The sequence below is a fragment of the Streptomyces sp. BR1 genome, from assembly GCF_052373795.1.
Classification (GTDB): Bacteria; Actinomycetota; Actinomycetes; order Streptomycetales; family Streptomycetaceae; genus Streptomyces.
Window position 1 is genome coordinate 918,140 of the sequence record NZ_CM126252.1, and the last position, 22,351, is coordinate 940,490.

25 protein-coding genes are annotated in these 22,351 nt (G+C 68.8%); 15 read left to right on the plus strand and 10 right to left on the minus strand.

Annotated features, from left to right (window positions below; translation table 11 throughout):
• Positions 1-52: 52 nt before the first annotated feature.
• Positions 53-661 carry an SMI1/KNR4 family protein gene (locus ACT1U9_RS04100; RefSeq protein WP_444536993.1) on the minus strand — a complete coding sequence of 203 codons (609 nt, stop codon included), beginning with the start codon at positions 659-661 and terminating at the stop codon, positions 53-55.
• A 257-nt stretch (positions 662-918) separates the two neighbouring features.
• On the minus strand, positions 919-1,413 hold the full coding sequence (locus ACT1U9_RS04105) for a hypothetical protein (RefSeq protein ID WP_444536994.1): 495 nt from the start codon (positions 1,411-1,413) through the stop codon (positions 919-921).
• Positions 1,414-2,491: 1,078 nt separating this feature from the next.
• Here ACT1U9_RS04105 and ACT1U9_RS04110 point away from each other — a divergent pair.
• The 3 genes from ACT1U9_RS04110 (at position 2,492) to ACT1U9_RS04120 (ending at position 4,473) form a co-directional block, all read left to right on the plus strand.
• Positions 2,492-3,247: a hypothetical protein gene (locus tag ACT1U9_RS04110; RefSeq protein WP_444536995.1), complete on the plus strand. Its 756-nt coding sequence runs from the start codon at positions 2,492-2,494 to the stop codon at positions 3,245-3,247.
• Between the two features lie 75 nt (positions 3,248-3,322).
• On the plus strand, positions 3,323-3,817 hold the full coding sequence (locus ACT1U9_RS04115; protein ID WP_444536996.1) for a hypothetical protein: 495 nt from the start codon (positions 3,323-3,325) through the stop codon (positions 3,815-3,817).
• Between the two features lie 71 nt (positions 3,818-3,888).
• Positions 3,889-4,473, plus strand: coding sequence for a 2'-5' RNA ligase family protein (locus ACT1U9_RS04120; RefSeq protein ID WP_444536997.1), 585 nt, complete (start codon positions 3,889-3,891; stop codon positions 4,471-4,473).
• Positions 4,474-4,728: 255 nt separating this feature from the next.
• On the opposite strand, the gene ACT1U9_RS04125 is transcribed toward ACT1U9_RS04120, so the two are convergent.
• Complete coding sequence (locus tag ACT1U9_RS04125; protein ID WP_444536998.1) at positions 4,729-5,379, minus strand: HAD-IA family hydrolase; 651 nt, start codon at positions 5,377-5,379, stop codon at positions 4,729-4,731.
• A 660-nt stretch (positions 5,380-6,039) separates the two neighbouring features.
• On the opposite strand from ACT1U9_RS04125, the gene ACT1U9_RS04130 reads away from it, so the two are divergent.
• Positions 6,040-6,858, plus strand: a complete 819-nt coding sequence (locus ACT1U9_RS04130) for a hypothetical protein (protein ID WP_444536999.1) — start codon at positions 6,040-6,042, stop codon at positions 6,856-6,858.
• Positions 6,859-6,867: 9 nt separating this feature from the next.
• On the plus strand, positions 6,868-8,115 hold the full coding sequence (locus ACT1U9_RS04135) for an MAB_1171c family putative transporter (RefSeq protein ID WP_444537000.1): 1,248 nt from the start codon (positions 6,868-6,870) through the stop codon (positions 8,113-8,115).
• An 81-nt stretch (positions 8,116-8,196) separates the two neighbouring features.
• Here ACT1U9_RS04135 and ACT1U9_RS04140 read toward each other — a convergent pair whose 3' ends face one another.
• On the minus strand, positions 8,197-9,060 hold the full coding sequence (locus tag ACT1U9_RS04140; RefSeq protein ID WP_444537001.1) for a helix-turn-helix domain-containing protein: 864 nt from the start codon (positions 9,058-9,060) through the stop codon (positions 8,197-8,199).
• A 762-nt stretch (positions 9,061-9,822) separates the two neighbouring features.
• Between ACT1U9_RS04140 and ACT1U9_RS04145 the strand changes: the two genes are divergently transcribed.
• The 10 genes from ACT1U9_RS04145 to ACT1U9_RS04190 all read left to right on the plus strand — a co-directional run bounded on the left by ACT1U9_RS04145 (position 9,823) and on the right by ACT1U9_RS04190 (position 18,027).
• Entirely contained in the window at positions 9,823-10,908 is a 1,086-nt protein-coding gene (locus tag ACT1U9_RS04145) for a hypothetical protein (RefSeq protein ID WP_444537002.1), read from the plus strand.
• Complete coding sequence (locus ACT1U9_RS04150) at positions 10,905-11,660, plus strand: ATP-binding protein (protein WP_444537003.1); 756 nt, start codon at positions 10,905-10,907, stop codon at positions 11,658-11,660. Before ACT1U9_RS04145 ends, ACT1U9_RS04150 begins: the two co-directional genes overlap by 4 nt.
• Positions 11,661-11,784: 124 nt before the next feature.
• A complete protein-coding gene (locus tag ACT1U9_RS04155) occupies positions 11,785-12,408 on the plus strand; it encodes a WhiB family transcriptional regulator (RefSeq protein WP_444537004.1) in 624 nt (207 codons plus the stop codon).
• Between the two features lie 68 nt (positions 12,409-12,476).
• On the plus strand, positions 12,477-13,862 hold the full coding sequence (locus ACT1U9_RS04160) for a DUF2637 domain-containing protein (RefSeq protein ID WP_444537005.1): 1,386 nt from the start codon (positions 12,477-12,479) through the stop codon (positions 13,860-13,862).
• On the plus strand, positions 13,859-14,050 hold the full coding sequence (locus ACT1U9_RS04165; protein WP_444537006.1) for a hypothetical protein: 192 nt from the start codon (positions 13,859-13,861) through the stop codon (positions 14,048-14,050). Before ACT1U9_RS04160 ends, ACT1U9_RS04165 begins: the two co-directional genes overlap by 4 nt.
• 195 nt (positions 14,051-14,245) lie before the next feature.
• Positions 14,246-14,383 (plus strand): hypothetical protein, encoded by a 138-nt coding sequence (locus ACT1U9_RS04170; protein WP_444537007.1) that lies wholly within the window; start codon positions 14,246-14,248, stop codon positions 14,381-14,383.
• Positions 14,380-15,012, plus strand: a complete 633-nt coding sequence (locus ACT1U9_RS04175; RefSeq protein WP_444537008.1) for a plasmid mobilization protein — start codon at positions 14,380-14,382, stop codon at positions 15,010-15,012. Before ACT1U9_RS04170 ends, ACT1U9_RS04175 begins: the two co-directional genes overlap by 4 nt.
• Positions 15,009-16,724 (plus strand): mobilization protein, encoded by a 1,716-nt coding sequence (locus tag ACT1U9_RS04180; protein ID WP_444537009.1) that lies wholly within the window; start codon positions 15,009-15,011, stop codon positions 16,722-16,724. The genes ACT1U9_RS04175 and ACT1U9_RS04180 overlap by 4 nt, the downstream gene beginning before the upstream one ends.
• Positions 16,725-16,804: 80 nt before the next feature.
• A complete protein-coding gene (locus ACT1U9_RS04185; RefSeq protein WP_444537010.1) occupies positions 16,805-17,254 on the plus strand; it encodes a hypothetical protein in 450 nt (149 codons plus the stop codon).
• A gap of 83 nt (positions 17,255-17,337) precedes the next feature.
• On the plus strand, positions 17,338-18,027 hold the full coding sequence (locus ACT1U9_RS04190; RefSeq protein ID WP_444537011.1) for a hypothetical protein: 690 nt from the start codon (positions 17,338-17,340) through the stop codon (positions 18,025-18,027).
• A 75-nt stretch (positions 18,028-18,102) separates the two neighbouring features.
• On the opposite strand, the gene ACT1U9_RS04195 is transcribed toward ACT1U9_RS04190, so the two are convergent.
• From ACT1U9_RS04195 to ACT1U9_RS04220, 6 genes are all read right to left on the minus strand, one after another.
• Entirely contained in the window at positions 18,103-19,116 is a 1,014-nt protein-coding gene (locus tag ACT1U9_RS04195; protein ID WP_444537012.1) for a DUF6615 family protein, read from the minus strand.
• Positions 19,117-19,237: 121 nt separating this feature from the next.
• Complete coding sequence (locus tag ACT1U9_RS04200; RefSeq protein WP_444537013.1) at positions 19,238-20,131, minus strand: hypothetical protein; 894 nt, start codon at positions 20,129-20,131, stop codon at positions 19,238-19,240.
• Positions 20,132-20,167: 36 nt separating this feature from the next.
• Positions 20,168-20,389 (minus strand): hypothetical protein, encoded by a 222-nt coding sequence (locus ACT1U9_RS04205; protein WP_444537014.1) that lies wholly within the window; start codon positions 20,387-20,389, stop codon positions 20,168-20,170.
• 79 nt (positions 20,390-20,468) lie between these two features.
• Positions 20,469-21,155, minus strand: a complete 687-nt coding sequence (locus tag ACT1U9_RS04210) for a DUF317 domain-containing protein (RefSeq protein ID WP_444537015.1) — start codon at positions 21,153-21,155, stop codon at positions 20,469-20,471.
• A 78-nt stretch (positions 21,156-21,233) separates the two neighbouring features.
• Entirely contained in the window at positions 21,234-21,722 is a 489-nt protein-coding gene (locus ACT1U9_RS04215) for a hypothetical protein (RefSeq protein ID WP_444537016.1), read from the minus strand.
• A 99-nt stretch (positions 21,723-21,821) separates the two neighbouring features.
• Positions 21,822-22,181: a DUF317 domain-containing protein gene (locus ACT1U9_RS04220; protein WP_444537017.1), complete on the minus strand. Its 360-nt coding sequence runs from the start codon at positions 22,179-22,181 to the stop codon at positions 21,822-21,824.
• Positions 22,182-22,351: the final 170 nt, after the last annotated feature.

A 22,351-nucleotide genomic window follows, 5' to 3' on the forward strand; every position in this document is an offset into this window, starting at 1 on the left:
CGCCGGAATGAAAGTGGGGGCATACGCAAGCGTATGCCCCCACTTTTTTGAACTAAGGGAAACGTGGGTGATACCATTCAAGACTCAAGGAATCTGCGTGCAGTCGGGGATGGTAGCCGCCGGCGGTCCCCTCGCCTCGCAGGGCCGCATTCATCTCGGCGATCATCGCGCCGAGCGAAGGCCAAACCATCTGATATACCCCATCCCCTTCGCTGTACTGAAGCACCGCTCCATAAGTGTCGCCCGCCCTATGGTCCACCACCAACTCATCACCTGAAACGGTACGCGCAAATGGAACCCACTCAGGATGAAGCGTCTGACCGATGCAGTGCTCGATCGTGCCATCCTCGGTGCTCAAATCTATATTGCGGAGCATATACGAGTAGGCAATGGCGGCACGTCGAGCACTATACGGAGCATAATACTGGGGTAAGAACGCCTCCGGCGCTCCCCCTTCGTCAAGGCTGTCGAATCCGTCGTGGAGCAGAAGCAGCTGTCCAAGATCTGAATGAACGGCAAAGCGCCCACCCGTGATCTGATGAATGGCCTCAACATCCGCCGGAGGCAGCAGAGTACGGTAGGTGACCGGAGCGTTCTCTCTGAGCCAGCTTTCAAACCGCCCCCATTCCTCGGCCAACCCATTAATATTCACCACTGCCACACTGCTTCCTTCCTTCTGCGAGTGAGACCGAGAAGGCGCACCACCACAGAGACTCGGGGTAGGCCCCACGACGGCTCGCAGAGGGACCAGGACAACAGGCCGAGATTAGTACGGTGAGAATAGCTTTGCGCTACTCCAGGCGCCCTTGACTGAGCCTCTTTCATCCTGTCCAGGTGCAGGTCAAGAGCACGTGGATGGCCTCGATGGTGCGGCTTGCTCGGCGCGGCTCGCCTTGTGGCACGAGATGTACTAAAGCCTCAAGACAGCTGATGGCCCTGGTCCTGGCGGCCGAGCAGGCACACGGCGCTCTTCGCGGCCCACGCGAGCTGGGGGCCCTCCTTGGGCTGGAGAAATGCTGGCAGATCCATGGCCGTGCTCACGTCGTGGGACACGGCCAGAACATGGAACAGGCGGACGACAGGGTCAGTCGTCGCCTCCGTCACGACGTGGCCCCGCCCGGCCAGGCCCACCCGAAGATAGGACTCCAGCTCGCGGTCGTCTTGAAGCCGGGCGGTCAGCCTCTGCACGAACCTGTGGCCACCTGGCCCCTCGTCGAGGTAGACGGCGAACACGACCGTCGGGAGGACGTTGGGTAGATCCGCGTCGAAGAGCGGATCAGGATCAGTGGGCCAGACAGGGGCCAGCAGTTCCACGGACCTTGCGACGGCCGACTGCCACTGAGCGCGTCGCTCCGTCGTAACCGACAAGTCAGCAAGGACGGTTGCGAGTTCTTGAAGCGTCTCCATGGCCATGGGCTGAATGTAGGCGCACTCCGTGCAGTCTGCTGCCCGAACCAGAATGCTGGCGTGAACACGCATCGAGCGCGCCCCCTGTCGTGCGCACTGCTACCGGGTCCTTCGGCGCACCGTAGCGACGGGGACGGCAAGCTCCGCGCCTCCACCCCCTTCCGCCTCTGAGATATCAGCGATCTGGCGCTCCAAGGCCCTTACGTTCTCTGCATTGTTGACTGTCGCCACGCCCTGCACGGTGACGATCAAAGGGGCGGCCACCAACGTCGCACGCCGTTCACGAAGGATCTCGACCACGACCATCCAGATGTCGCCGAGACGCCTTAACCGGCTCTCAGTATCATCCTTGTTGACTGTGCCGATCTGGGCGCGCAGGTGGGCGAGCAGGCTCAGTCAGCGCCATGCGTTTGGCCTCATATGAACAGCGGACAGCCGATTCCCCAGTGCTCGGGGGATGCGGCCGTCCGGGCAGGCTTCTACTTGGTCTTGCGGGTGGTGCGCACAGTCGTGCTACTGGGGCTCGCGGACTCTTCACCCTCGACGTCGCCAGTCACCGAGCTCTCATCCGTCGCCGCGTTCTCCTGCCCAGGCGGGTCGCCGTCCTCCCACGCATCGGGATGGGTGATCTGCTCAGCGATGCGGGAGTCGGTGACGGGAGTCCCCGGCTAGAGGGTCACCACGTCCCGGCTGTCCGGGTCCCCGAGGTCCGCAGCAACGGGAAGTTCCGTTCAGTAGAGGCCAGGGAGGGCAACTCGTCCTGGTGTCACAGGCTGCCGATAGCGTTGATCACGTCAATCCACCCGTTGGCTGCTGGTGGGCTACTTCGGTGCCCCGCCGCCTCCCAGAGGCGGCGAGGCACCGTGCTGTCACGATCTTGGCGTCAGTGCCGTGAAGCTGCGATCAACGGGGTCCTTGCCCTTCGGGTCTCGACCATCTTTATCAACTGATGTGCTGTCCGGGGCCCGTTGGGCGTCGTAGCGTGGCCAAGACAGTCTGGATTAGGGGGTCTACACGCATGGTTGGCGCGCCGTCCGAGGCTCATACTCCAGGTGATCGAGCTCGGCTCGCCGCTGAGGTTGCGGTGGCGTTGCGCGCGCTTGATCCCCTGGACCGCAGCGGTCATCTCGCGCTCGCCCAGCGGCTCCGTGCTGCTGGTATCACCCTTGAGATGGGCCCTGACCTGTGGCCCAGGCCGCATCGTCAGCTTCCTGGCGGGGTCGTCGTGTTGGTGGATCAGCCGGTCGCACAGCGGATCGAGTTCAGTTTGAGCTGGCTCCTGGGGGACCTAGACCGCGGCGGCCCGGCGTTCCGCGACACAGCCGAGCGCCACCGGGTACTGCTCGACCGGGCGGCGCAGCACCTCGACGACGTCCTTGCCTACGTCGACTACGGCTGGATGAGGGTGGCCATCGATCTCTCCTATCGCTGCCCGCCCTCCCGGGGGGCCTACGCGGTGGGCGCGGTGCTCGTGGACGCCAACGGCCGGGAGATCGCGCGTGGCTACTCGCGGGAGACTGACCCGACCGTCCACGCGGAGGAAGCGGCGTTCGGCAAGGTCGCCGACGACGATCCGCGACTTGCCGGGGCCACGCTCTACAGCACCCTGGAACTTTGTTCAGAGCGCAAGTCCCGGCCAGTCACGTGCGTGCAGCATGTGCTGCGCTCAGGGGTCCGTCGCGTTGTCATTGCGTGGCGGGAGCCGGATCTTCTCGTCGCCGACTGCATCGGAGTAGAAGCGCTCCGCTCGGCTGGCGTCACGGTCGATGAACTGCCCGGTGTGGCCGAAGAAGCCCGCGCGCCGAACGCCCACATGCTCGGCCCAGCGGCGGAGTCGTGAACGGATAATCCCGCAGTGGGGCTGCTCGGCATGCCAAGCTCATCTCAGTCAATCGGCACGACCAGAGGGGGAACCGTGACGACGGTGCTCGACCAGCTTCGTGCGTGGCGGAACAGGGGCGGTCCGGAGCTGTGGAAGGCGGCCTGGACCCGTAGCTTCGAGATCGTTGAAGAACCGCTGGGCGACTACGGGGTAGTAATCGACGGGGTAGTGATCGCCGAGGGAGCGGCTGGACTCACCACCGCACTGTATGTGCTGGCCGGCGAACATGGCGTGCGCCCCCAGGAAGTCACCGGCGCGCAGATCGAGGCCCTCTACTCGATCGGGGCCACGGTGGAAGAACGACGGCAGGAGTGGGAGGGTCGCCTCATCGCCCTCGGCCACGACCTCACTGACGGCACGGATCCCGTGGTCGCTCTGTGGTGGATCATCGCCGCCGACCACCGGGACCAGACACCGCCCGACCCGTTCGACGACCGTTTTCTCGATGCCAGCTTCACCCGGTGGGGACCAGGCTTCCTCGAGGGGATGAAAATGCTGCGCGCTGCCCGCTTCAACATCGCCATCTGATGCGGCCGTTCGAGTTCCAGCATGGTGATCAGAAGTGGCAGGCCCCGAGCATCCTGCATGTCTATGCGGAGGTGGATCTCACTGACCCCCGGCACCACACTCTCGTCCGGCTCGTAACCGACTCGAACAAGACGCTCACGGACGCCGGATACCCACTGTGCCCGGTCGAGCCGCCCTGGCTGCACATCACCCTCGACCAGGTCACGGGCCGCGCGGCCGATCACGTTTCCGAAGAGGAGAGGCACGCCCTGGCGGCCGCGCTGGAGCGGCGACTCGCGCACGTTCCCCCACTCGACATCATGGTCGGCTCTCTGCTCACCTACCACAGCGGTGTCGTCGCCGATCTGCATCCCGACGAGCACCTTGCTCATCTCCACGCAGCCGTACGCGAGACCATCTCGTCTATCTGCGGCCCCGCGGCCACTGACTACCCCTGGGGCATCCCCCACCTCACTGTCGCCTACGCATACGGCACGGCAGACTCCGACGCCGCGCAGCGCCTGCTGCGCCGCGTACGGCCCGGCCACGCCCCCCTGCATATCCGTGCCGTCCATCTCGTGGACGTCACCGCTACCACCAGCGGAACAACGAAGACGATCACGTGGGAGCGCGTAGCGACGATTCCCCTCGGCGGCAAGGGGCCGCCGAGTGAGTAGCTGAAGTGCGATTCCGAGTGTGTGCGTAACTCCCGGTCGAAAGCGGGTGCTCACGTCGGCAAGCCACCTGGTGACTCCGACCGTTTCGGAGACGTTTAGGCTGCGGCCCCCGGAGCGGGAGTGGCGGCGGTCGCTGCTTGAGCAGTACAGCCACCGGACGAGGACCAACCGGGCTTGGCGTTTGTTGACGAAGGCCCTGCGACCCGTTTCCGGCTGGCAGGTGACACCAAAGACGAGGCCCAGACTGCAGCGATGTCAGGAGCCGACAGCGACCTCAAGGCCGGTTGCGGTGGTCCGGACAGATACGGCGTTGAAGTCGGAGACGACGGCGTCGGCATCCAGCGCATCGGCACGGTGCGTCGTGGTCAGAGCCACGGTGCGCATACCAGCCGCCTGTGCAGCGGTGAGCCCTGCCGGCGCATCCTCGAAGACCACACACCGCGACGGGTCGACGCCAAGTCGCTCGGCGGCCAGGAGGAACGGCTCGGGGTGGGGCTTGTGGTGGGTGATGTCCTCAACAGTGACAAGGCATTCGGGCCGGATACCGACCTGGGAGAGGCGGGCCTCGGCCACGCGTCGGGTGCCCGACGTCACCACCGCCCAACGATCCGCTGGGAGCCTGGCCAGTAGATCGCTGGCACCTGGCACCAGAACCACGCCGCCGGCAATCGCATCCGCGACCTCGGCATTCTCCAGCCGGGCCACCGCCTCGGCAACCTGTTCAGCCGGCAGGAGATCCGCGACGATCGCGGCAGCTGGACGGCCGTGCACCTCGACGCGGGTCACGTCCTGCAACGTCATGCCATAGTCCGCAGCCCACTGGGTCCAGCAGCGCACGACGGAACGCATCGTGGACACCAGGGTCTCGTCACTGTCGAACAGCAGGGCATCGGCTGAAAACATCACCCGGGGAGCGTACACGGTATTTGCGTACGCGCATCATCGGGAACTGCTTGAGGATCCTCACCTGCCACGCGGCAATCCCCCACGAAAGCGGCAGGGCCGGCAGGCCACGCCCGTGATCTCAAATTGGACCTTGAAATGCCGCGCGGCACGGAGACCAAACGCTTGTTCACACACAGCCGCACCGAGGGGCGGTGCACGCAGCACACACCGACAAGAAATGGGGCAGAACGACAAAAATGCGCGCGTAATTCGAGTGAGTTCTGAGCCACACTTTCGGCCCCTCCAGGGCGCCCAAAATGAAGATCCAGGGCAAGCGGACCACTACGGGAGTTGCATACATGCAGGTCAGATGCACTATCTCTGTGGGCCTGCCACGCCAGACGACGTGAATTCGTCTCCGGTAGCGGGCAACTGAATCACGCCACCCGATCGATAAGGTGCGAGGCAGGAAGGCCCCGCTCGTGGCGCCAGTGCCGTTGTTTCGCCGCACTCGACCGTACCCACAGTCGCCTTCCAGATAAAGATCATCACTCTTGGCCACCGCTGCCGCCTGCCGCTGAAGGAACCGCCGTGTCGCGTTCCACCCGATCTGGGTGCACTCACCACCAGACTCAGCTCATCGACGACATACAGCGGGGCGCCCGCATGAGCCACCCCGGCATGGCGATCATCGATTTGCAATCTGCTGGTGCGCAAAGCAACGCGCCGCAGAGCTGGAGAAACTCCGATTCCGCAGTAGCCCGGATCGGCGCGGGCCCACGGCCAGGCACAAGCGACTTGTTCACCGGCTCCGGCCTCAGCACGGGCGCTGACATGCCAGGGTGTGCCTGCGCCGACTCGGACACCCCACCGCCGAGGACGGCGATGTCCGTACGAGCGGAGCGTGCCCAGGCAAGCGGAAGGCACATGTTGGGGGCCATTCGCCGACTGCTCGCGGGCGGCGAAGTGCGTCAGCTGAGCAAGCACTGCACGAGGCGGTTGGTGGACTTTCCACTGCCCGATCCGTTCACCCTCGATGGCTTGATCTCCAACATTGAGAAGGTGCGTGACTGCTCCATCCAGCTCGTGCCGGTGGGATCCGCGGCGACTGATCTGCGCACCGCTTGCGGTCTGCGTGTCCGCGCGGGCCGCGTCAACGTGATCTTGTACCGGCCGCGTCCAACCCCTAACCAGACCCTTCACACAATCTTCCATGAGCTGTCCCACCTCTGGCTCGACCACGGAAGTGACCTTTCGGTTCCGGACGGACTCGGGTTGCCGGAGATCTTTGAAGCGTTCCTCGCGGAACAGCTGGGTACCGAGACAGTGCACGCGCGGGCACATTACGAGAGCCGCCAGGAGCGCGAAGCGGAGCTAACCGCGTCACTCATTCGTCACCTCATACACCGACAGGCCGTTCGTGGGGCAGACCTCCTCAGCGTCATGGAGGCCAGCCTCACCCACCCTGTCGCCCCGCCGCGGCTCAACCGCCCGTTGTAAGGACCCCGCATGCTGGGCGTTTTCATCCTCGTCGTCTGTATCGAGATGACGGTCGTGGCCCTGTGGCGGCTGCCGGCCCTTCGTTACGGAGATCCTCTCCGGCGCACTCTGTGGGGCTGCAGTGCCGGATTCGCCGTGGCATTGTGGGCGCGGTTTCCCCCGGTCAAGGCCGCCCTGGACAGCCTTGGGGTGACCGATCTGAGCGCTTTGGTGAAGTACTTCTTCTCCATTGCCGCGTCGCTGGCCCTGCTGAATTACGCGGTCACCAGTTACGGCGTCAGCGGAAGCAATCCGCCGCGCCACATCGCAATCTGCCGCAAGGTGGCACGCGCCTCGCGGCGGGCCACTGTCGTCGTCATCCCCGCGATGGTGCTGTTGTTCTTCACCGTGGTGGACCGCTCCCAGCCCAGCCACGACTTCGCTGCCGACCATGCGGGCCAATGGGGAGCGGCTGTGTTCATGAGCCTGTTCTACGCATACCTCGGCTCGTCTGCCGCGACGTGTGCATACCAGTGGGCAGCCGTCAGCCGCCGAGCGGAGTCGCTGACGCTGCGCACCGGCCTTGCCCTGGGCGCAGCCGCGACCTGGCTCTACACGGCCTATGCGGTGGTCCGCATGTCGTTCATGTGGCTGGCATTGTTTGTGCACATCACCCCACCCGTGGATCGGGCAGCCGGAAACCTGGGCGACCTGCTCAACGTCGCCGCAGCCACTCTCTTCGCCACGGGAGCCAGCCTGCCCACCACGGGAGTCGTCGCGCAGCGGTGGCATACATGGCGACTGCTCTGTCGCCTGCATCCCCTGCGCCAGGACCTGGCGCGCGAGTTTCCCCATCTGTCCATACACCCCATCGCTTGGCGGCTTCGGGAAGCCACCCGCTTGTCGCCCCCCGTGGACGTGCGGCTGGATCGGACGATCCAGGAATGCGGCGACGCAGTCGAGCAATTGCGGCACCACGCAACTGAGCGTTTGTGGCAGGTGGTCGAGGAGGCTACGGCTCAGCATCGCCACCCGCAGGCCGCGGCCGAGGCGTACTGGATCGCGGCAGCACTGCGGTCTGCCCGCGAAGGACGACGCGCATCGCTGCCTGCCGCTCCCCTGCCTGCCAAACCCTTCGCCGACAGTCAGTCCGAAGCCCACTGGCTACTGAGCGTCCAGAGCGTATACGCCCAGGTACCGGCGCGGGCGGTGGACGAGATCCTCGCCCGCGCGGGGCAACCGCGCGACGACCGCGAGCTGGTGCAGTCGCCAGGGTGACGATCGTCCGCGCTGCCGGTGCCTCACAGGCGACCGGTGCATGCAACGGACGAGTAAACCCTCCGCTATCGGTCGGCGCTCCTACCGACTCCCAGGATCGCCCTTGCCCGCTTCACGTATCAGCAGGTCGGTGACAACCGCGAGCATCTCGTCAGAGATACCCTTGCCCGCACCGCGAGCGGCGAGCGACACGCCCCCCTCCCGTACCTGCGTCAGAAACCTCAGACGCGCCATGAGTTCCTGCTCTACCTGCTCGCCCGACTGGAAGAAGAACGGCGGCACGTCGAGAGCCTCGGCGAGGCCCTCATAGACCGTGCCCACCGGAAGACCGGCAAGGATCTCCTCAGTCGGCTGCACCTCGGTACGCAGCGCCTCGATCAGTGCAGGCTCAATGATGTCGGCCTGCGCCTTCCTGTTGATGGCGGCGGCGAGGTCTTCATCGCTCACAGGCCGCTTGCGCAGCAACGTCCGGAGCTTCTCCCCAACGGTGTGCGGCACAGACTCCTCCTGGATCAGGTGCCTCGATGGCAAGATCCCGAATGAGATGTCCTGAGCGCTCGCGAGGTCCTCGGCCGTCACCCCGTACAGGACAGCAGCGCGCTGGGCGAGATCAGGGGCAAGGCGCCGCTTCCCTGTCTCCGCATTACTCAGTGGGAGGCGGCTGACACCGAGCGCAAGGGCGGCTTGCGTCTGGGAATGCCCGGTGTCTGCTCGCAGGTCAGCGAGGTCCGGGGGGCCCAGCCGCGGGAACAACACATCAACATCCTGGTCAACCGCCCGAGCGATGGCTGGCAGACGTTCCGGCTGGGGCACCGACTTGCCGTTCTCCCAGTCGGCGACCGATACCTTGCTAACCCCCAAAGAGGCGCCGACATCCTGCAGGCGCTTACCCGCGGCTCGGCGTGCCACACGTAGACCCCGACCACTGAACTGGCGTGACGACACCAGACACTCCAAACACTAGGGCGGCGAGGGCTAGACCACTTTAACCTCAGCATTGATACCGATACCGAACTCAGGTAAGTTTCCGCATCGGAGATCCGGCCGGGTGTCCACGCACTCCTTCCATCCCTGCGTACCGCCGCGGAGTCCTCCATGCACAGTGCCAGCATATTTGGCGGGGAGCCCATGCCTTATCGGCAGCCATCGGCGGAGACGGCCATGAGCACCGCATTGTCTAGGTGGCGCAATCACAGGACCGACGAGGACACCCTTCGCTCTGGCCACCCCAGGGATGGCCCGGCAGGCAGTGGCTGCCACCTACCTGGGCGACTTGTACGGAGCCCTTGAGCAAGGTCTAGATCTTGCGGCAGACCCTGCATATGTTCGTCGTCCCTCGCCGGGCGCACCGCCCGCACAGCGACAACGGACGTAAGGAGCGATATGCGGAACGCGCGACCCAGGCTGTCCGGTTAGCCCCCTGGGAAACAGCGACGGCGCCCGGGAGGTGCAACTCCCCGACGCCGAACGCTCGATGGAACTCCTGCCCGTACAAGGGCAGAGGTTCACCCACCTTCACCGCACCGGACTCTCTCAAAACAGGTCCCGGCGCGGGCTTCACGTCACAGGAGAGTGTTGCATGCCCCCCGCCCTGTGCAAAAGGCCGATCCGCCCGGCCGGCACGGCAGTCTCAGCCCCGTCCACCTGCCTTGGTCAAAGGCCAGCCGCAGGGAGCCTGGCTCCGCAAAATGGCGGAGGTGTCGCCTGATGGCTCGCATCCGCACGGTCAAGCCCGAAATGTTCGAGTCGGAGTCGCTGGCCGAGTGCTCGGTCACCGCGATGCTCACCTTCATCGGGTTGCTGACGCAGGCCGATGACTCCGGCCGGCACCGCGACCACCCCGCCATCATCGCCGGGCGGCTGTGGGCCCTGCGCCCGGAGCACACTGCCACGCACGTTGCGCAGGATCTGGAGGAGCTGGCCGCCGCCGGGCTGATCTGCCGTTACCCCGGCTGCGACGGGCGAACTTGGCTGCACATCACCACCTGGGAGCGGCACCAGAAGATCGACCGCCCGTCGGCCTCCCGTCTGCCGCGGTGCACTCAGCACCAGGCGGGCCTCAAGTGCGGTGGGTGCGGTGCTGCCCAGTGCCCTGGCGGCGTCACGCAGCCCCCTTCCCGTGGTGCTTCGGCGACGCCTCGTAGAGTCCTCGCCGAGGACTCGTGGAAGGCTCGTGGAACCCTCGCTCGGGCGTCGGAGGCGACTCCCGCAAGGTCGGCGGCCTTGTCCGGGCCCCCGGCGGCTCCGGTGGAGACCGCCCTCGCCGATGTGCACGACACGGCCGGTCCCCATACCCGGCAGCCTGGCGTTTCCGCAGGTCAGGAGGAATTCGCCGAGGGCTCGTCGACTCCTCGCCGAAGCCTCGACGAGCCCTCGGCGTCTGGATCTAGGATCTTGGATCCTGGATCTTCCCTAAAGGGGCGCGAGGCGCCCGCGCCCGACGCCTCCTTGGGCAAGGTCTCGGCGAAGCAGCTGGTGGCCGAGTACGTCAGAGGCTGCAACCGCCGCCCGCCGGAGGACTTCCTCGGGCATCTGGGCCGGAAGGTCAACGCCCTGCTCGACGAGCGGTTCGAGGCCGACGACATCCGCGCCGCGCTCGACAAGCTGCGGGCCAAGGGGCTCAACCCCAGCGTCCTGCCGAGCCTGGTGAACGAGGTCGTCAACGCCGCGCCGCAGTCGGCTGCCGCGCTGTCGTCCGCCTCCGGCGCGGGGCCCTGGGCCAGCACCGGAAGCTCCTACACGCCCTACCTCAACCCCACCACCGAGCCGACGACGTTTGGAGGCCGCCTGTGAGCCGCGCCCGCTACGCCGACCCCCAGCCCGCAATCTCCGAGCGGCTGCGTGAGCGCCTGGAGGCCAAACTCGCCGAGCGCGGCCTGGACCTGGACCAGCCACTGCCGGACACCCCGGAGCCCATCCCGGCCCTGGAAGCAGCCCAGGCCCGCATCCCGGTCGACTACCGCGCCGCCCTGCCCGAGCACCCGGACGTCGCCGCGTGGGTGAGCGCCATCGCCGACAACGCCGTGGCTCCGCATGCCGAGGGCGTCAACCCGCACTTCGGCACCGCCGGGCGCAGGGAGATCACCCACGGTCCCAGCCTGCTGCTGTGGGGCTCCACCGGCGCCGGCAAGACGCACCAGGCGTTCGGCGCGATCCGCGCCTTGACCGCCGCCGGATGCGGGGTGCACTGGCACGCCACCACCGCCGCCGACCTGTACGCCGACCTGCGTCCGCGCGCCGGGGTGGACCCCGAGCACATGCTGCGGCGGATCATGCGGATCCCGCTGCTGCTGCTCGACGACCTCGGCGCGGCCAAGCCGAGCGAGTGGACCGAGGAGATCACCTTCCGGCTGATCAACTGGCGCTGCCAGAACCGGCTGCCGACGATCTTCACCAGCAACATGCCGCCCGTGCGAACCGAGCGGATGCCCGCGCGCCAGGCGGTGCTGCGCGACAAGGTCGGCGACCGCGTGCTCTCCCGGCTGTCCGGCATGTGTACCGCCGTCGAGTTCACCGGGCCCGACCGCCGCTTCCAGCGCCGCTGACCCTCCCCGCGCCACCGATCCCACCGTGCGGCCCTGCCCGTCGCACCCTGTCCCGCCTCGCCGCACACCGCCGCACCGCGGTGCTGCCCTGCCGCCTTCCCGCGAGGCGACCTCGGAGACTCCCTTGCACTACAAGACCACCAACGACTCCCCCGCGCCGGACCTGCGGGGAACCGGCGACCACAGCTGGCACGCCCGGGGCGCCTGCCACGGCATGGCCCCGGCCCGCGCCGACAAGCTGTTCTTCCACACGGTCCGGGACCGCAGGTCCATCGCCGAGGCGAAGCGGATGTGCGCCGTCTGCCCGGTGAAGAAGGACTGCTTCAACTACGCGATCGACCACCAGGTCATCTTCGGCATCTGGGGCGGCCTGACCGACAAGGAGCGCCACAAGTGGCTGGAGAAGCGTGGCGAGCGCCTGGACTACGACCGCGTACGCGCCACCCTCCAGGGCCGTGATGTGCCCCTGAGCACTGCGGAGCGCAGCACCGTCATCCACCAGCTGTGCCTGCGCGGCTGGAGTCCGGAACGCGTGGCCCACCGGCTGAACGCCGACCTCAACTGGATCCGGGACCTGATGCGCGAGGCCGCCCGTGCCGTCGAAGCCCGCGACCTGTTCTGGGACCTCGTGGAGGAAGACGACGGCACCCTCCGCGAGCCCCGCTCGGACAACGAGCAGCACATGGCGACGCACGGTCGCGAGGTGCAGTCCCACGCCCTGATCGCCTCCCTCCGAAAGGCTGCATGACCACCCCACCGCTCCAGAGCCTGGGACCACTTCGCCATCGAGACCACGTAGACCGTGAGGTGCCACCGGTGAGCATCGCCAGGACCCACCGCAACTTGATCATCGGCGGTGCCGCCTTGGTCGCTGTTGTCGCCATGGCGGCCTCTGCTGCCACCCTCGCCGGCCTTGGCCGTGCCGTGGGCTGGGGATACGTGCTCTCCTGGGCCCTTCCCGTCAGCGTCGACGTCCTGGCTCTGGTCGCTGGCCTCGCCTGGATCGCCGCGGGCACCGGCCGCCGCCTCGGTCGCGTCCTGACGCTTCTCACCGTCGCTGTCTCCGTCCTGCTCAACGCCTTGGGCCACCTCGTGTCGACCGGGCACCTCATCGCCAGCCCGTACCTGGTGATCGGCGTCTCGGCCGTGCCGCCGCTCGCCGCGGCACTGGCCGTGCACCTCGGTGCCACCGTCACCACCGACCGCACCAGGCCCTCGGCGGACCACGCCGACGGACCAGCGGACCAGACCGGTCCGGAGAGCGCGGCTCCGGGTGCCTGGGCTGACCAGATATCGGACCGCGATCGCTGGCGGTCCGCGGACCAACCGACGGTCTCCACCCTCGCCGACGACGAGCACGGTCCGGCCGACGGGTCTGGTCCGGTGGGCGCGGACCACGGCGCCCCAGCGGACCAGGTGCCGGACCGCGAGCACCCACAGACCGCGGACCACGACACACCGACCGCGGACCAACCGGCCGACTCCGCCCCTACGGACCAGCGGACCAACCCCGCACCGAACCGCCCGGACCACGAAGCGGACCGGGTCGCGGACGACGGTGCGCCCGCTGCGGACCAGCAGATCGCCGCTGGTCCGCAGGAGGCCGACAGCGAGGGGCGGACCAGCAGCTCCGCAGGTCAAGTGGCCTCTGGACCGGATGGTCCGGCGGACCACGAGCGGGCGGACCGCGTACACGGTCCGGCCGACGGGTCTGGTCCGGTGGGCGCGGACCACGGCGCCCCAGCGGACCAGGTGCCGGACCGCGAGCACCCACAGACCGCGGACCACGACACACCGACCGCGGACCAACCGGCCGACTCCGCCCCTACAGACCAGCGGACCAACCCCGCACCGAACCGCCCGGACCACGAAGCGGACCAACCTCTGGAACCGCCGGCGGACCAGGTCGAGGACGGCTCCTCGGGCGGACCGCAGGGGGTGCGGAGCACGGCCCCTGGCATCCCAGCGTCGGACCAGCGGACCAAGCCCGCGGACCAGGACGAAGTCCCGTGGGAAGCCAAGGTCGCAGTCGCGCGCGAGGCCGCCCTCGGTGAAGGCCGGATGACCCGCCGGGCCATCCGCCCGCACCTGCGGAACGCCGGTATCACCGTCAGCAACGAGCTGTTCAGCGAGATCCAGGCCGCCCTGTACGCAGACCCGGCGCTCGCCCACCTGCCCCGAGACACGAGGAGAGCCCGATGAAGACCTGCGAGCGCTTCGAGCGCATCAAGAGCGGCTACGAGCGGGACATCACCTTCCTGCGCAACCACTCCCAGCGCAGCGCGGGCACAAAGGCCGCGAAGACCAGCGCGACCAACGCGCTGGCCGTGAGGTCCCGCATGGCCAGGGCCCTCGGCCGGCACTTCGAAGGCTGCCCGATATGCGGATGACCAGGCGATAACCGCAGGTCAATGGCCCTATCGCCCCCGATGACGCGGTGGCTCGGTCCGGTGCCGGGCCACCGCCCCAGCCCTGGAGGACCTGCCATTCGCTCCCGCCACTCCCGTACGTCGATCCCGACCGCAGACGAAGCGAGCGCCTGGGCCGAGGTCCTGGTCCGGCACCGTTTCCTGCACGCCGCTGTCTTGGCCCCGAACGGGCAGTGGCTCGTGCAGAGCGCGCCCGAGGCCCCCGTCCGTGTCCTGGACGGGGCCGCCGCCCTGGTCGATCTCGCCGCCCAGATCCAGCACCACACCCGCACCATGAGGGACCACACCCGATGACGAACCCGAACGCCCCCCAGCCCCACACCCGCGACGAGGCGGCAACCAACTCCCTCTCGCGGGGAGCAAGTTGGGGCGGAAGCGTAGCTTCCGCCGACCCCGCCCCGAAGGGGGCGGGAGCGGACCTGCACCAGGGGGCGCAGGTCCGGCAGGCTTCGACCGAGGGCGGACCGAAGCCTGGGGGGAAGAACGAAGCTAACCGCCTCCGTCGCCGCTCGTCCGCCGCGCCGCGCGCCCGTCAGCGTCCGCGCCAGCCGCGCGAGAAGAAGCGTCTGCACCAGCCCAATGCACGCTTCAACGATGAAGAGTTCGCCCTGATCAAGTCCGCCGCCGCCCAGTCGAATCTGTCCGTCGCCGGCTTCCTCGCCCGCTCCGCCCTGCGCGCCGCCCGCGACGCTGACCGCACCGCCGCCGAGATCGCCGACGACCGCGAAGTCCTGACCGCCCTGTTCGACTCCCGCCGCCGTCTCGGCTGGGCGGGCAGCAACCTCAACCAGGCCGTCAAGGCACTCAATTCCGGCGCCGCGGCACCGCAGCTCGATGCCGCCATCGCCGCCGTCCGCGCCGCGGCCGACCGCGTCCACGAGGCCGCCGCACAGCTCATCGACCGCCAGCAGACCCCGGCATGATCCCCAGCATCAACAACACCGGTGACCGGACGAGGGGCCTGCTCTACTACCTGTACGAGCCCGGGGAAGCCGAGGAGCATGTCGACCCGCACCTCGTCGCGTCCTTCGACGGCATGGCCCCCGACCCCGGCCGCACCCATGACTACGACGCCACCCTGCAAGAACTGGCGGTCCTGCTCGACCAGCCCGTCCAAGCTCTGCCGGCCCATGCCCGCCCCACCAAGCACGTCTGGCACACCTCGGTGCGTGCCGCCCCGGGCGACCGCATCCTGTCCGACGACGACTGGGCGGACATCGCCCGCAGGATTGTCGCCGCCACCGGCATCGACCCCGGCAACGGGGAACCCGGCTGCCGCTGGGCGGCCGTACGCCACGCCGACGATCACATCCACATCGTCGCCACCCTCGTATGCGAGGACGGCAGCCGCCCCGACGACTTCCGCTCCGGCATGCGGGCCCAGGCCGAATGCCGACTCATCGAGAAGGAGTTGGGCCTGACCCTGGTCAACGCGGGCGACGGCACCGCCGCCAAGCGCCCCACCAGCGCGGAGCGCCACAAGGCCGAGCGCCAGGGCCGAGAGCGGACCGCCCGCGAGGAACTGCGCGAGACGGTCCGCCGGGCGGTGGCCGGCGCCACCAGCGAGGAGGAGTTCTTCGACCGGCTGGCCGCCGCCGGCCTGCTCATCCGCAAGCGCACCGCGCCGTCCGGTGACGTGCTGGGCTACACGGTGGCGCTGGTTGATGACCGCACCGGGGACGCCGAGCCGGTTTACTTCGCGGGCTCCACGCTCGCCCCCGACCTGTCCTTGCCCCGCATCCGTGAGCGCTGGTCCGCCGCCCAGCACGACCCCGCCCCCGAACACCACATGGGCACGCCGGCCGGTCCGGCGCAGGCCCGGCGGCGCACGGCAGCCGCCGCCTGGCAGGCACTCCTGATCATCGACCACGGCAACGACCACCAGACCGCAGCCCACATCGCGGCGGTCGGCGAGATCCTCGACGCCCTCGCCAAAACCTCCGCTGCCCACACCCGTAAACAACTCCAGGAAGCGGCACGCGCTTTCGAGCGGGCCTCCCGCTCCCACGTCCAAGCCGAGCGGGGCCACGACCGCGCTCTGCGCCAGGCCGCCCGCGACCTCGTCTACGGCGGCACCGCGCAGGGGCGCGGCGAGGACGGCGCCACCACCGCCATGGTGATCGATATGGTCGCCTTCCTGGTCATCGCCGCGGCCCACTGGCACGGCCGCAAGAACCACGCCCAGCAGGCCGCTGCCGCCCGCCAGGCAGCCGAACACCTGCGCGCCGCCTACCAGTCCGCCGCCCAGCACCCGATGGCCGTCCTGCGCCACCGTGGCCGCCGCCTCTCCCAGCCGCTCCAGCGCCGCCAGGCGGCCCACCTGCGCCAGGCGGTGCCGCATCTGGCCGAGCAGATCCTTGCCGAGCCCGGCTGGCACGCGCTCGCCGCCACCCTCGCCGACGTCGAAGCCGCCGGCCACGAGCCCGGTGCGCTGCTCGCCAAGGCCGTCGCCCGCCGCGAACTCGACACCGCCGAGTCAGTCAGCGACGTTCTGGTCTGGCGGCTGCGCCGCCTGGCCGACCTTCCCGCCGACGCCTCCGCCATGCCCGAGGCCGACACCGCCACACCGCAGAGCGCCGGGCGCCCGAAGCGGCCCTCCACCGGCCGCAACACCCCGCCCAGGAAGACGAGATGATTCCCGAATGCACAAGTTGCAGCAGGTCAGACCCCTGGGGCACTCTCCGTGTGGCCGATGAACGACGAAGAGGGGGACATATGTTTCGACGCCGCGCGGACCGCGAGTTCCGTGACGCCCAGCGCGCCGGCCAGGCGCTGCTGCAGATGCACGCGACCTGGCAGGCACCCGACTTCGCCAGCCCGGCCGCCGAGCCTGTACCGCCCGCCCACGGCGAGGGCATCGGGGAGGTGCCCGACTTCCCGCCGCCGGACCTTCGCGTGCCCTCCCGCCACGAGGTCGAAGGACTGATGATGCGCTGGGAGCAGCCGCTGGTCATCGACGGCGAGGTCCGCGAGTGCCCGCAGTGCGGCGCCTACCGGGACTGGATCGTGTTCAGCATGCGCGACGACACGATCTGGCTGCGCTGCCGCGCCGGCCACAACACCGCCGAGCCGCGCCTCGACCCGGCCTGGTACAACCGCAACTCCGGTCCCGTGGACCACTTCCACCCCACCTTGGACGAGGGCCTGCGCCACCTGGGCCACTGACCACCCGTAACCCCTACCCGCCGGCAGCGGATCCCGCGTCGGCCCAAGTCAGACCGTCCGTGCCATACACCAAGGGGTTCCGCATGCGTCGCCACACCACGACCGCACTCGTCCTGACCACACTCGTCTCCCTCGCCCTTACGGGCTGCTCCGACGACAGCTCGAGCTCCCCGGGGGCTTCACCGGCAGCAGCCTCCTCGCCTCGTGGTACAAGCGGCACCACCGGGGCCACACCGCTGTCCTCGGCCGCGCTGAGCACACGGCTCCTGACCGAGCAGGACCTGGGCGAGGGCTACGTACGCAAAGCCGAGCGCGCCCAGCACGACGATGTCTCGGTGATCGGCTGCCCCGCGCTGGAGAAACTCGGCGGGGACGCGGCGACCGGCGCAAGCCTCGACTTCCCGCGCAAGGCGAAGGCCGCGTTCACCTACGGCGCCGACGGCACCTCCGAGGTGAGCGAGGAGCTCTACAGCGACACCGCACCCAAACTGTCCGCGGGCGTCGGCCGCATCTTCGACGCGATGGCCTCCTGCCCGACGTACCAGGTCGTCTCGGGCACCACGGCCATCGACATGACCGCCCAGGCCACCACGGCTCCCAAGCTCGGCGAGGAGCAGTGGAGTCAGCTGCTCACCTACTCCACCGGCGGACAGCGCAGCGTCGTCAAGCAGACGGCCATCCGCACCGGGACCGTGGTGGTCATCGTCGCCGGTTCCCCGGCCCTCGTCGATGCCCACCTGGACAAGGCGCTCGCCAAGGCCCAGTCCCGCTAAGCCCCCGCCTCCCATACCGGTGCCCCGGACGCTGCCACAGCAGCATCCGGGGCACCGTCGTATCGCCATCCCCCGCTAGTAGCGCACGCACCCCACGAGGTGGTTCACGGTCTCCTCGGCGTCGCTCACGTCGTACAGGACCACCGCGCGGGTGGGGATCGGCTGCTCCGGCGGGCGCAACGGGTCCGCCTCCAGCAAGCGCAGCACGCGGTCCGGAAGCGCCCGCAGTACCGGCTCGGGTCGCTCCTCGGTCGCCTGATCACCGAGCCAGGTCCCGACGCGGACCTCGGGGTTCCCTCCACAGGCGTGGCTCGGGGAGGCGAACTCACCGCGGTCGACGCTCGACAGCGTCGCCCACCCGGCGCGCTCCACGGCCTCGGCCCGGCGCTGGATGGCCTGCAGCGTGCCGGTGCCACGCGGGTCTCGCGCACCGGCCTTGCCCTTCAGATCACACAGCACCTGATTCCACGGCGCGGAGATCTCCCTGAGCTGCACATGGGAAATCCGCCCCCTGACGCCGAGAGCCTGAGAGAAGAGTTGCGCCTGAACCTGGTGGGCGGAGAGGAGCGAACAGCCGTAGTGCGAACGGTCATCGGCCGTATGCCCGCACAGCAACCGCGCCGCGTCCTTTCGGATCGCCCACGCCTCGTGGTTGTACAGGAGATACACCGGGATGCACCCCACGGCCTGCGCATCGTGAATGAGCAGGTCGCACTGGAACGCCTTGCGCTCATCCAGCCAGTACCGGAAGCCGTATTGCCCTTCTTTGGACTCCTTCTTGGCCTGGATCCGAAACCCCAGTCCGTGAGATCGGTTGTGGATCCACAGTTCCCAGTCCGCCCCGTTGAAGCTCTCCTGCTCCTTGTTGAACTGAACGACTTTGACGCGACTGCCCATGGCCTGGCGCAGATGACGGATATGGACGTCCGTGAAGGTCTCTTCGCCGGGCGGCGGAGTATGTGGTCCGTAGCCGTCACGGAGCCAGTGGTAAGTGTCGGAAGCCATCCATTTCAGAAGGCCGCACAGCGACGGACGCGATCCGGGCCAGACGGTCTGCTCAGGAAGGCCAGGACGGAGCGGCATGATCATGGACTCATCAGACCACCGCACCCTTCGAGTTCCAAGAGCGGGTATCACTGCGCGTACGGCGAAAGCCCGGCAGGCCAAGGGCCTGCCGGGCTACGGGCTGGGTCAACGCATGCTCTGACGCTTACAGTTCACTACTCGCCCTCGGCCCTCCGGGACCGGGGCGCTCCACGGCGACCAGGCGCTCGCGGCGCAAGCGGACCTCGCTGAGGCGGTCCTCGCCGGTGAGGTAGACGAGCAGTTCAGTGGGCCCCATGCCGCCGCGGCCGAGGACGTGGGCCACATGGTGGCGCTGGGCGCACCCGGAGAGGGTGTAGGCGTCGCCGGGTTCCAGCGCGGCGGCAACGTCGTCGAACGTCTCCCGTGCCCGGTCTTGCCAGCCGGTCGTCTCCTGCCGTATTCGGGGCAGGGTCTGGATCTGCCGCAGCACCTCCGCCTCCTCCCAGCGGCGCCGGCAAGCCGTGCACGCCTGGGCACCGGGATGGGGGCGCTCCAGCATCTGACCGCAGTACGCCGTGCCGGTGGCCGCGTCGCGGTGATGGCCGATGACGAGGTTGCCGCGGCCCTTGGGGGCCCACAGCAAGGCGTCGTCGACATGGCACGGCTCGCCACCGGGCAGCGTCAGCTCGCCGGCAGTGCGGCGGAAGCGGTCGAGGACGGTGTCGAGCGCGCTGCAGTTGGCGCACACGCGCCGCGCGGTGGACGGCCGGTCATCGAGCGGCTTGCCGCAGTAGCCCAGCAGATGCCCGGGTATCGGCCGGTGTGCTGCGGCGCTCTTGCCCGCGCCCGCAGCCGGGCGGAAGTCCGGTTCACCGCCGGGGTGCGGCGCCGTGGTGATGATGAGCCAGGCGCGCGTGCAGCCCTGGCACAGGGTGTGAGCCGTGGTCTCGCCGACGGGCTGGAGGCCGGGCGCGCGTGTGCCACACGCGGCCAGCGGCTGGGCGCCGTCGAGCAGGACGCCGTAATGAACGGTGCCGCTCGTACGGCCGATGGCGAGGCGGATCAACGACAGGGACAAGAGACCTCCGTGAGGTAGGCGGCGGGGAAATAGCGGTCAGACGCGTACGGTGCACAGGCCGTCGTGGTCGGTGGCGAGGGCGCAGGCGTCCTCGCAGGGGTGACCCGCGCGGGCCTGGGTGGTGTCGGCCCGTTCGTGGCAGCTGATGCACCAGGTGGGCGAGGGGGCGAGGTCGCGGTTGCGGGCGAGGAAGCCGATGGCGCCGCAGCGCTCGCAGCACTGCGCGCCGACGGCAGGGGGTGCGTTCGTCAGGGACACCTCTTCCAAGGGCTGAGGCGGGATGCGGCCCGCGGGCGGCAGGGCCCGGCCGGGGTTGTCGGCCGGGCCGCCCCCGGGGTCAGCCGCGGTGGACGATGGTGAGGCGCTCTTCCGTGCTGTGAGGCAGGCGGTGGCGCGCCACCGGGACCGGGGAGGCGAGCGAGGCGGCGAACACCGCGACCAGCTCGTTGGGGACGCTCGGGCTGAAGTTCGCGCACCACAGGTAGGGGGCGCCGAAGATGGGCTCGGCCCATGCCTGCCAGCCCATCAGGTCCTCCCGCACGTCGGCGTCCGCGATCGAGTCCGGCGGCAGCTCAAGCGAGACGTGCGAGGCGAAGCCCGGGTCCATGGCGGCGGCGCCAGGGCGGTCCACGTCACGGATCCAGCCCTGCGCGCTCAGTGCCACCACCACTGCCTCGGGCTCCGCGAAGCCGGTATCGGGCAGCGCGCTGGCGTCGAGCGCGACGAGGAAGTCGTGCAGTGCCTCGTGCGGCACGCCGGTGGTGAAGTAGGCGTTCCACTGCACCATCACGCTGTCGGCGTCCGGGCGGGCGGAGATCTGCAGGGCCACCCCCAGGCCGCCGAGCGTGAACGGGCTGCTGACCAGAGTCCATTCGGCTGCGCGCAGCCCGTCGGGGCTCACATACAGCAGCGTGTCGCGGGAGGTCGGCCACATGCGCCAGCCCAGACCGGTCACGGTGTCGCCGATCCGCTCGGCGAGGACGTCGTCGTCGCCGGCCAGGTGGCGTGGGGTGACCCAGTGCACCGGGAGAGGCGGCAGGGGGTAGGAGGAGTCAGAGGGATGGTGCGGGTGCAGGGGCGCCTCCGTGGGCTCGTGGGTGGTTCACTGCCCGCCGCTGGGGCGGGTGCCTCGCCGGTGGCGCGGCGGGGCCTCGGTCGGTGCGTGCCAGGTCAGGGCGACCGCGACGTGGGGCAGGAGCGGGCCGAACTGTTCGGCCTCGTCCACGTCCGGTTCGGTGAGGAGCACCACGGGGCGGCCCTTGTCGTCGCGGGCGTCGGCCACGGGGCCCGCACGGTGGGCCATGGGGAAGGCGGGGTTGAGGGCGAACTGTACGGCGGCATTGCGGTCGCAGGCCGACAGCTGGTCGAGCAGGTCGCCGACGGTCGGCTCGGGCAGTGTGCCGAGCGGCTCGGTGTCCTTGGCCTCGGCGATGAACACCACCGGCCGGTCGGCGTCGTCGCGCGTGGGGATCACGCCGCCCAGACGGCGGGTGGTGCGGGCGAAGGGGTTGATCCACAGACGGACCACCACGTCACGATCAGTGGCGGACAGACGGTCCAGCAGGTCACTGACGGTCAGCTCCGGGGCCAAGACGCATCTCCTTGTAGTAATGGGCGCCCCGTCAGGGGCCGAGGGGCAGGCTACGTGCCGTACGTGAGCAGCAGCTCCGAGCCGCGCGGTGACACGGATTCACAGCGGGCGGGAAGTGGCCAGTACGCGCTGGACCGTGGCCGCGACGATCTCCGCCGGCGTCTCGGTGTCGAAGCGGATCCGGTAGCCGGGGACCGTGGCGGTGCCGGTGACGGCGAGGGTCCAGCCGTCGCCGTCGGTGCCGGGGCGTCCCAGCGGGAACCACCCAAGGTAGAAGCGGCCGTCCTTGCTGCTGACGTGGACATCGGCCCGGTCATCCACGACAAGGTGGAAGAGCTCCGCCGTGAACAGGTCGGTGACCATCGTCGGCTGGCCGGGGCCCAGCTGCCACGAGCGCAGCCGCAGGGCATCAGTGGTGGTGGAGAATCCGGGTGTGGACGCGTCCACAGTCACAGGCATCACCTCTCTGACCTGGGGTTTCGGGGAAGGTCGTCCACGTTGACATGCCCCTGGCGGCTTCCACTAGTCCTTTCGCGATCTTTCCTGTCTGCCCCCGGCGAACTGTCGTCCTGCACACCCTTTGGCTGCGGCTCGGGCAACGCGGCGAGCTCGGCCCGCTACTCTGTGGC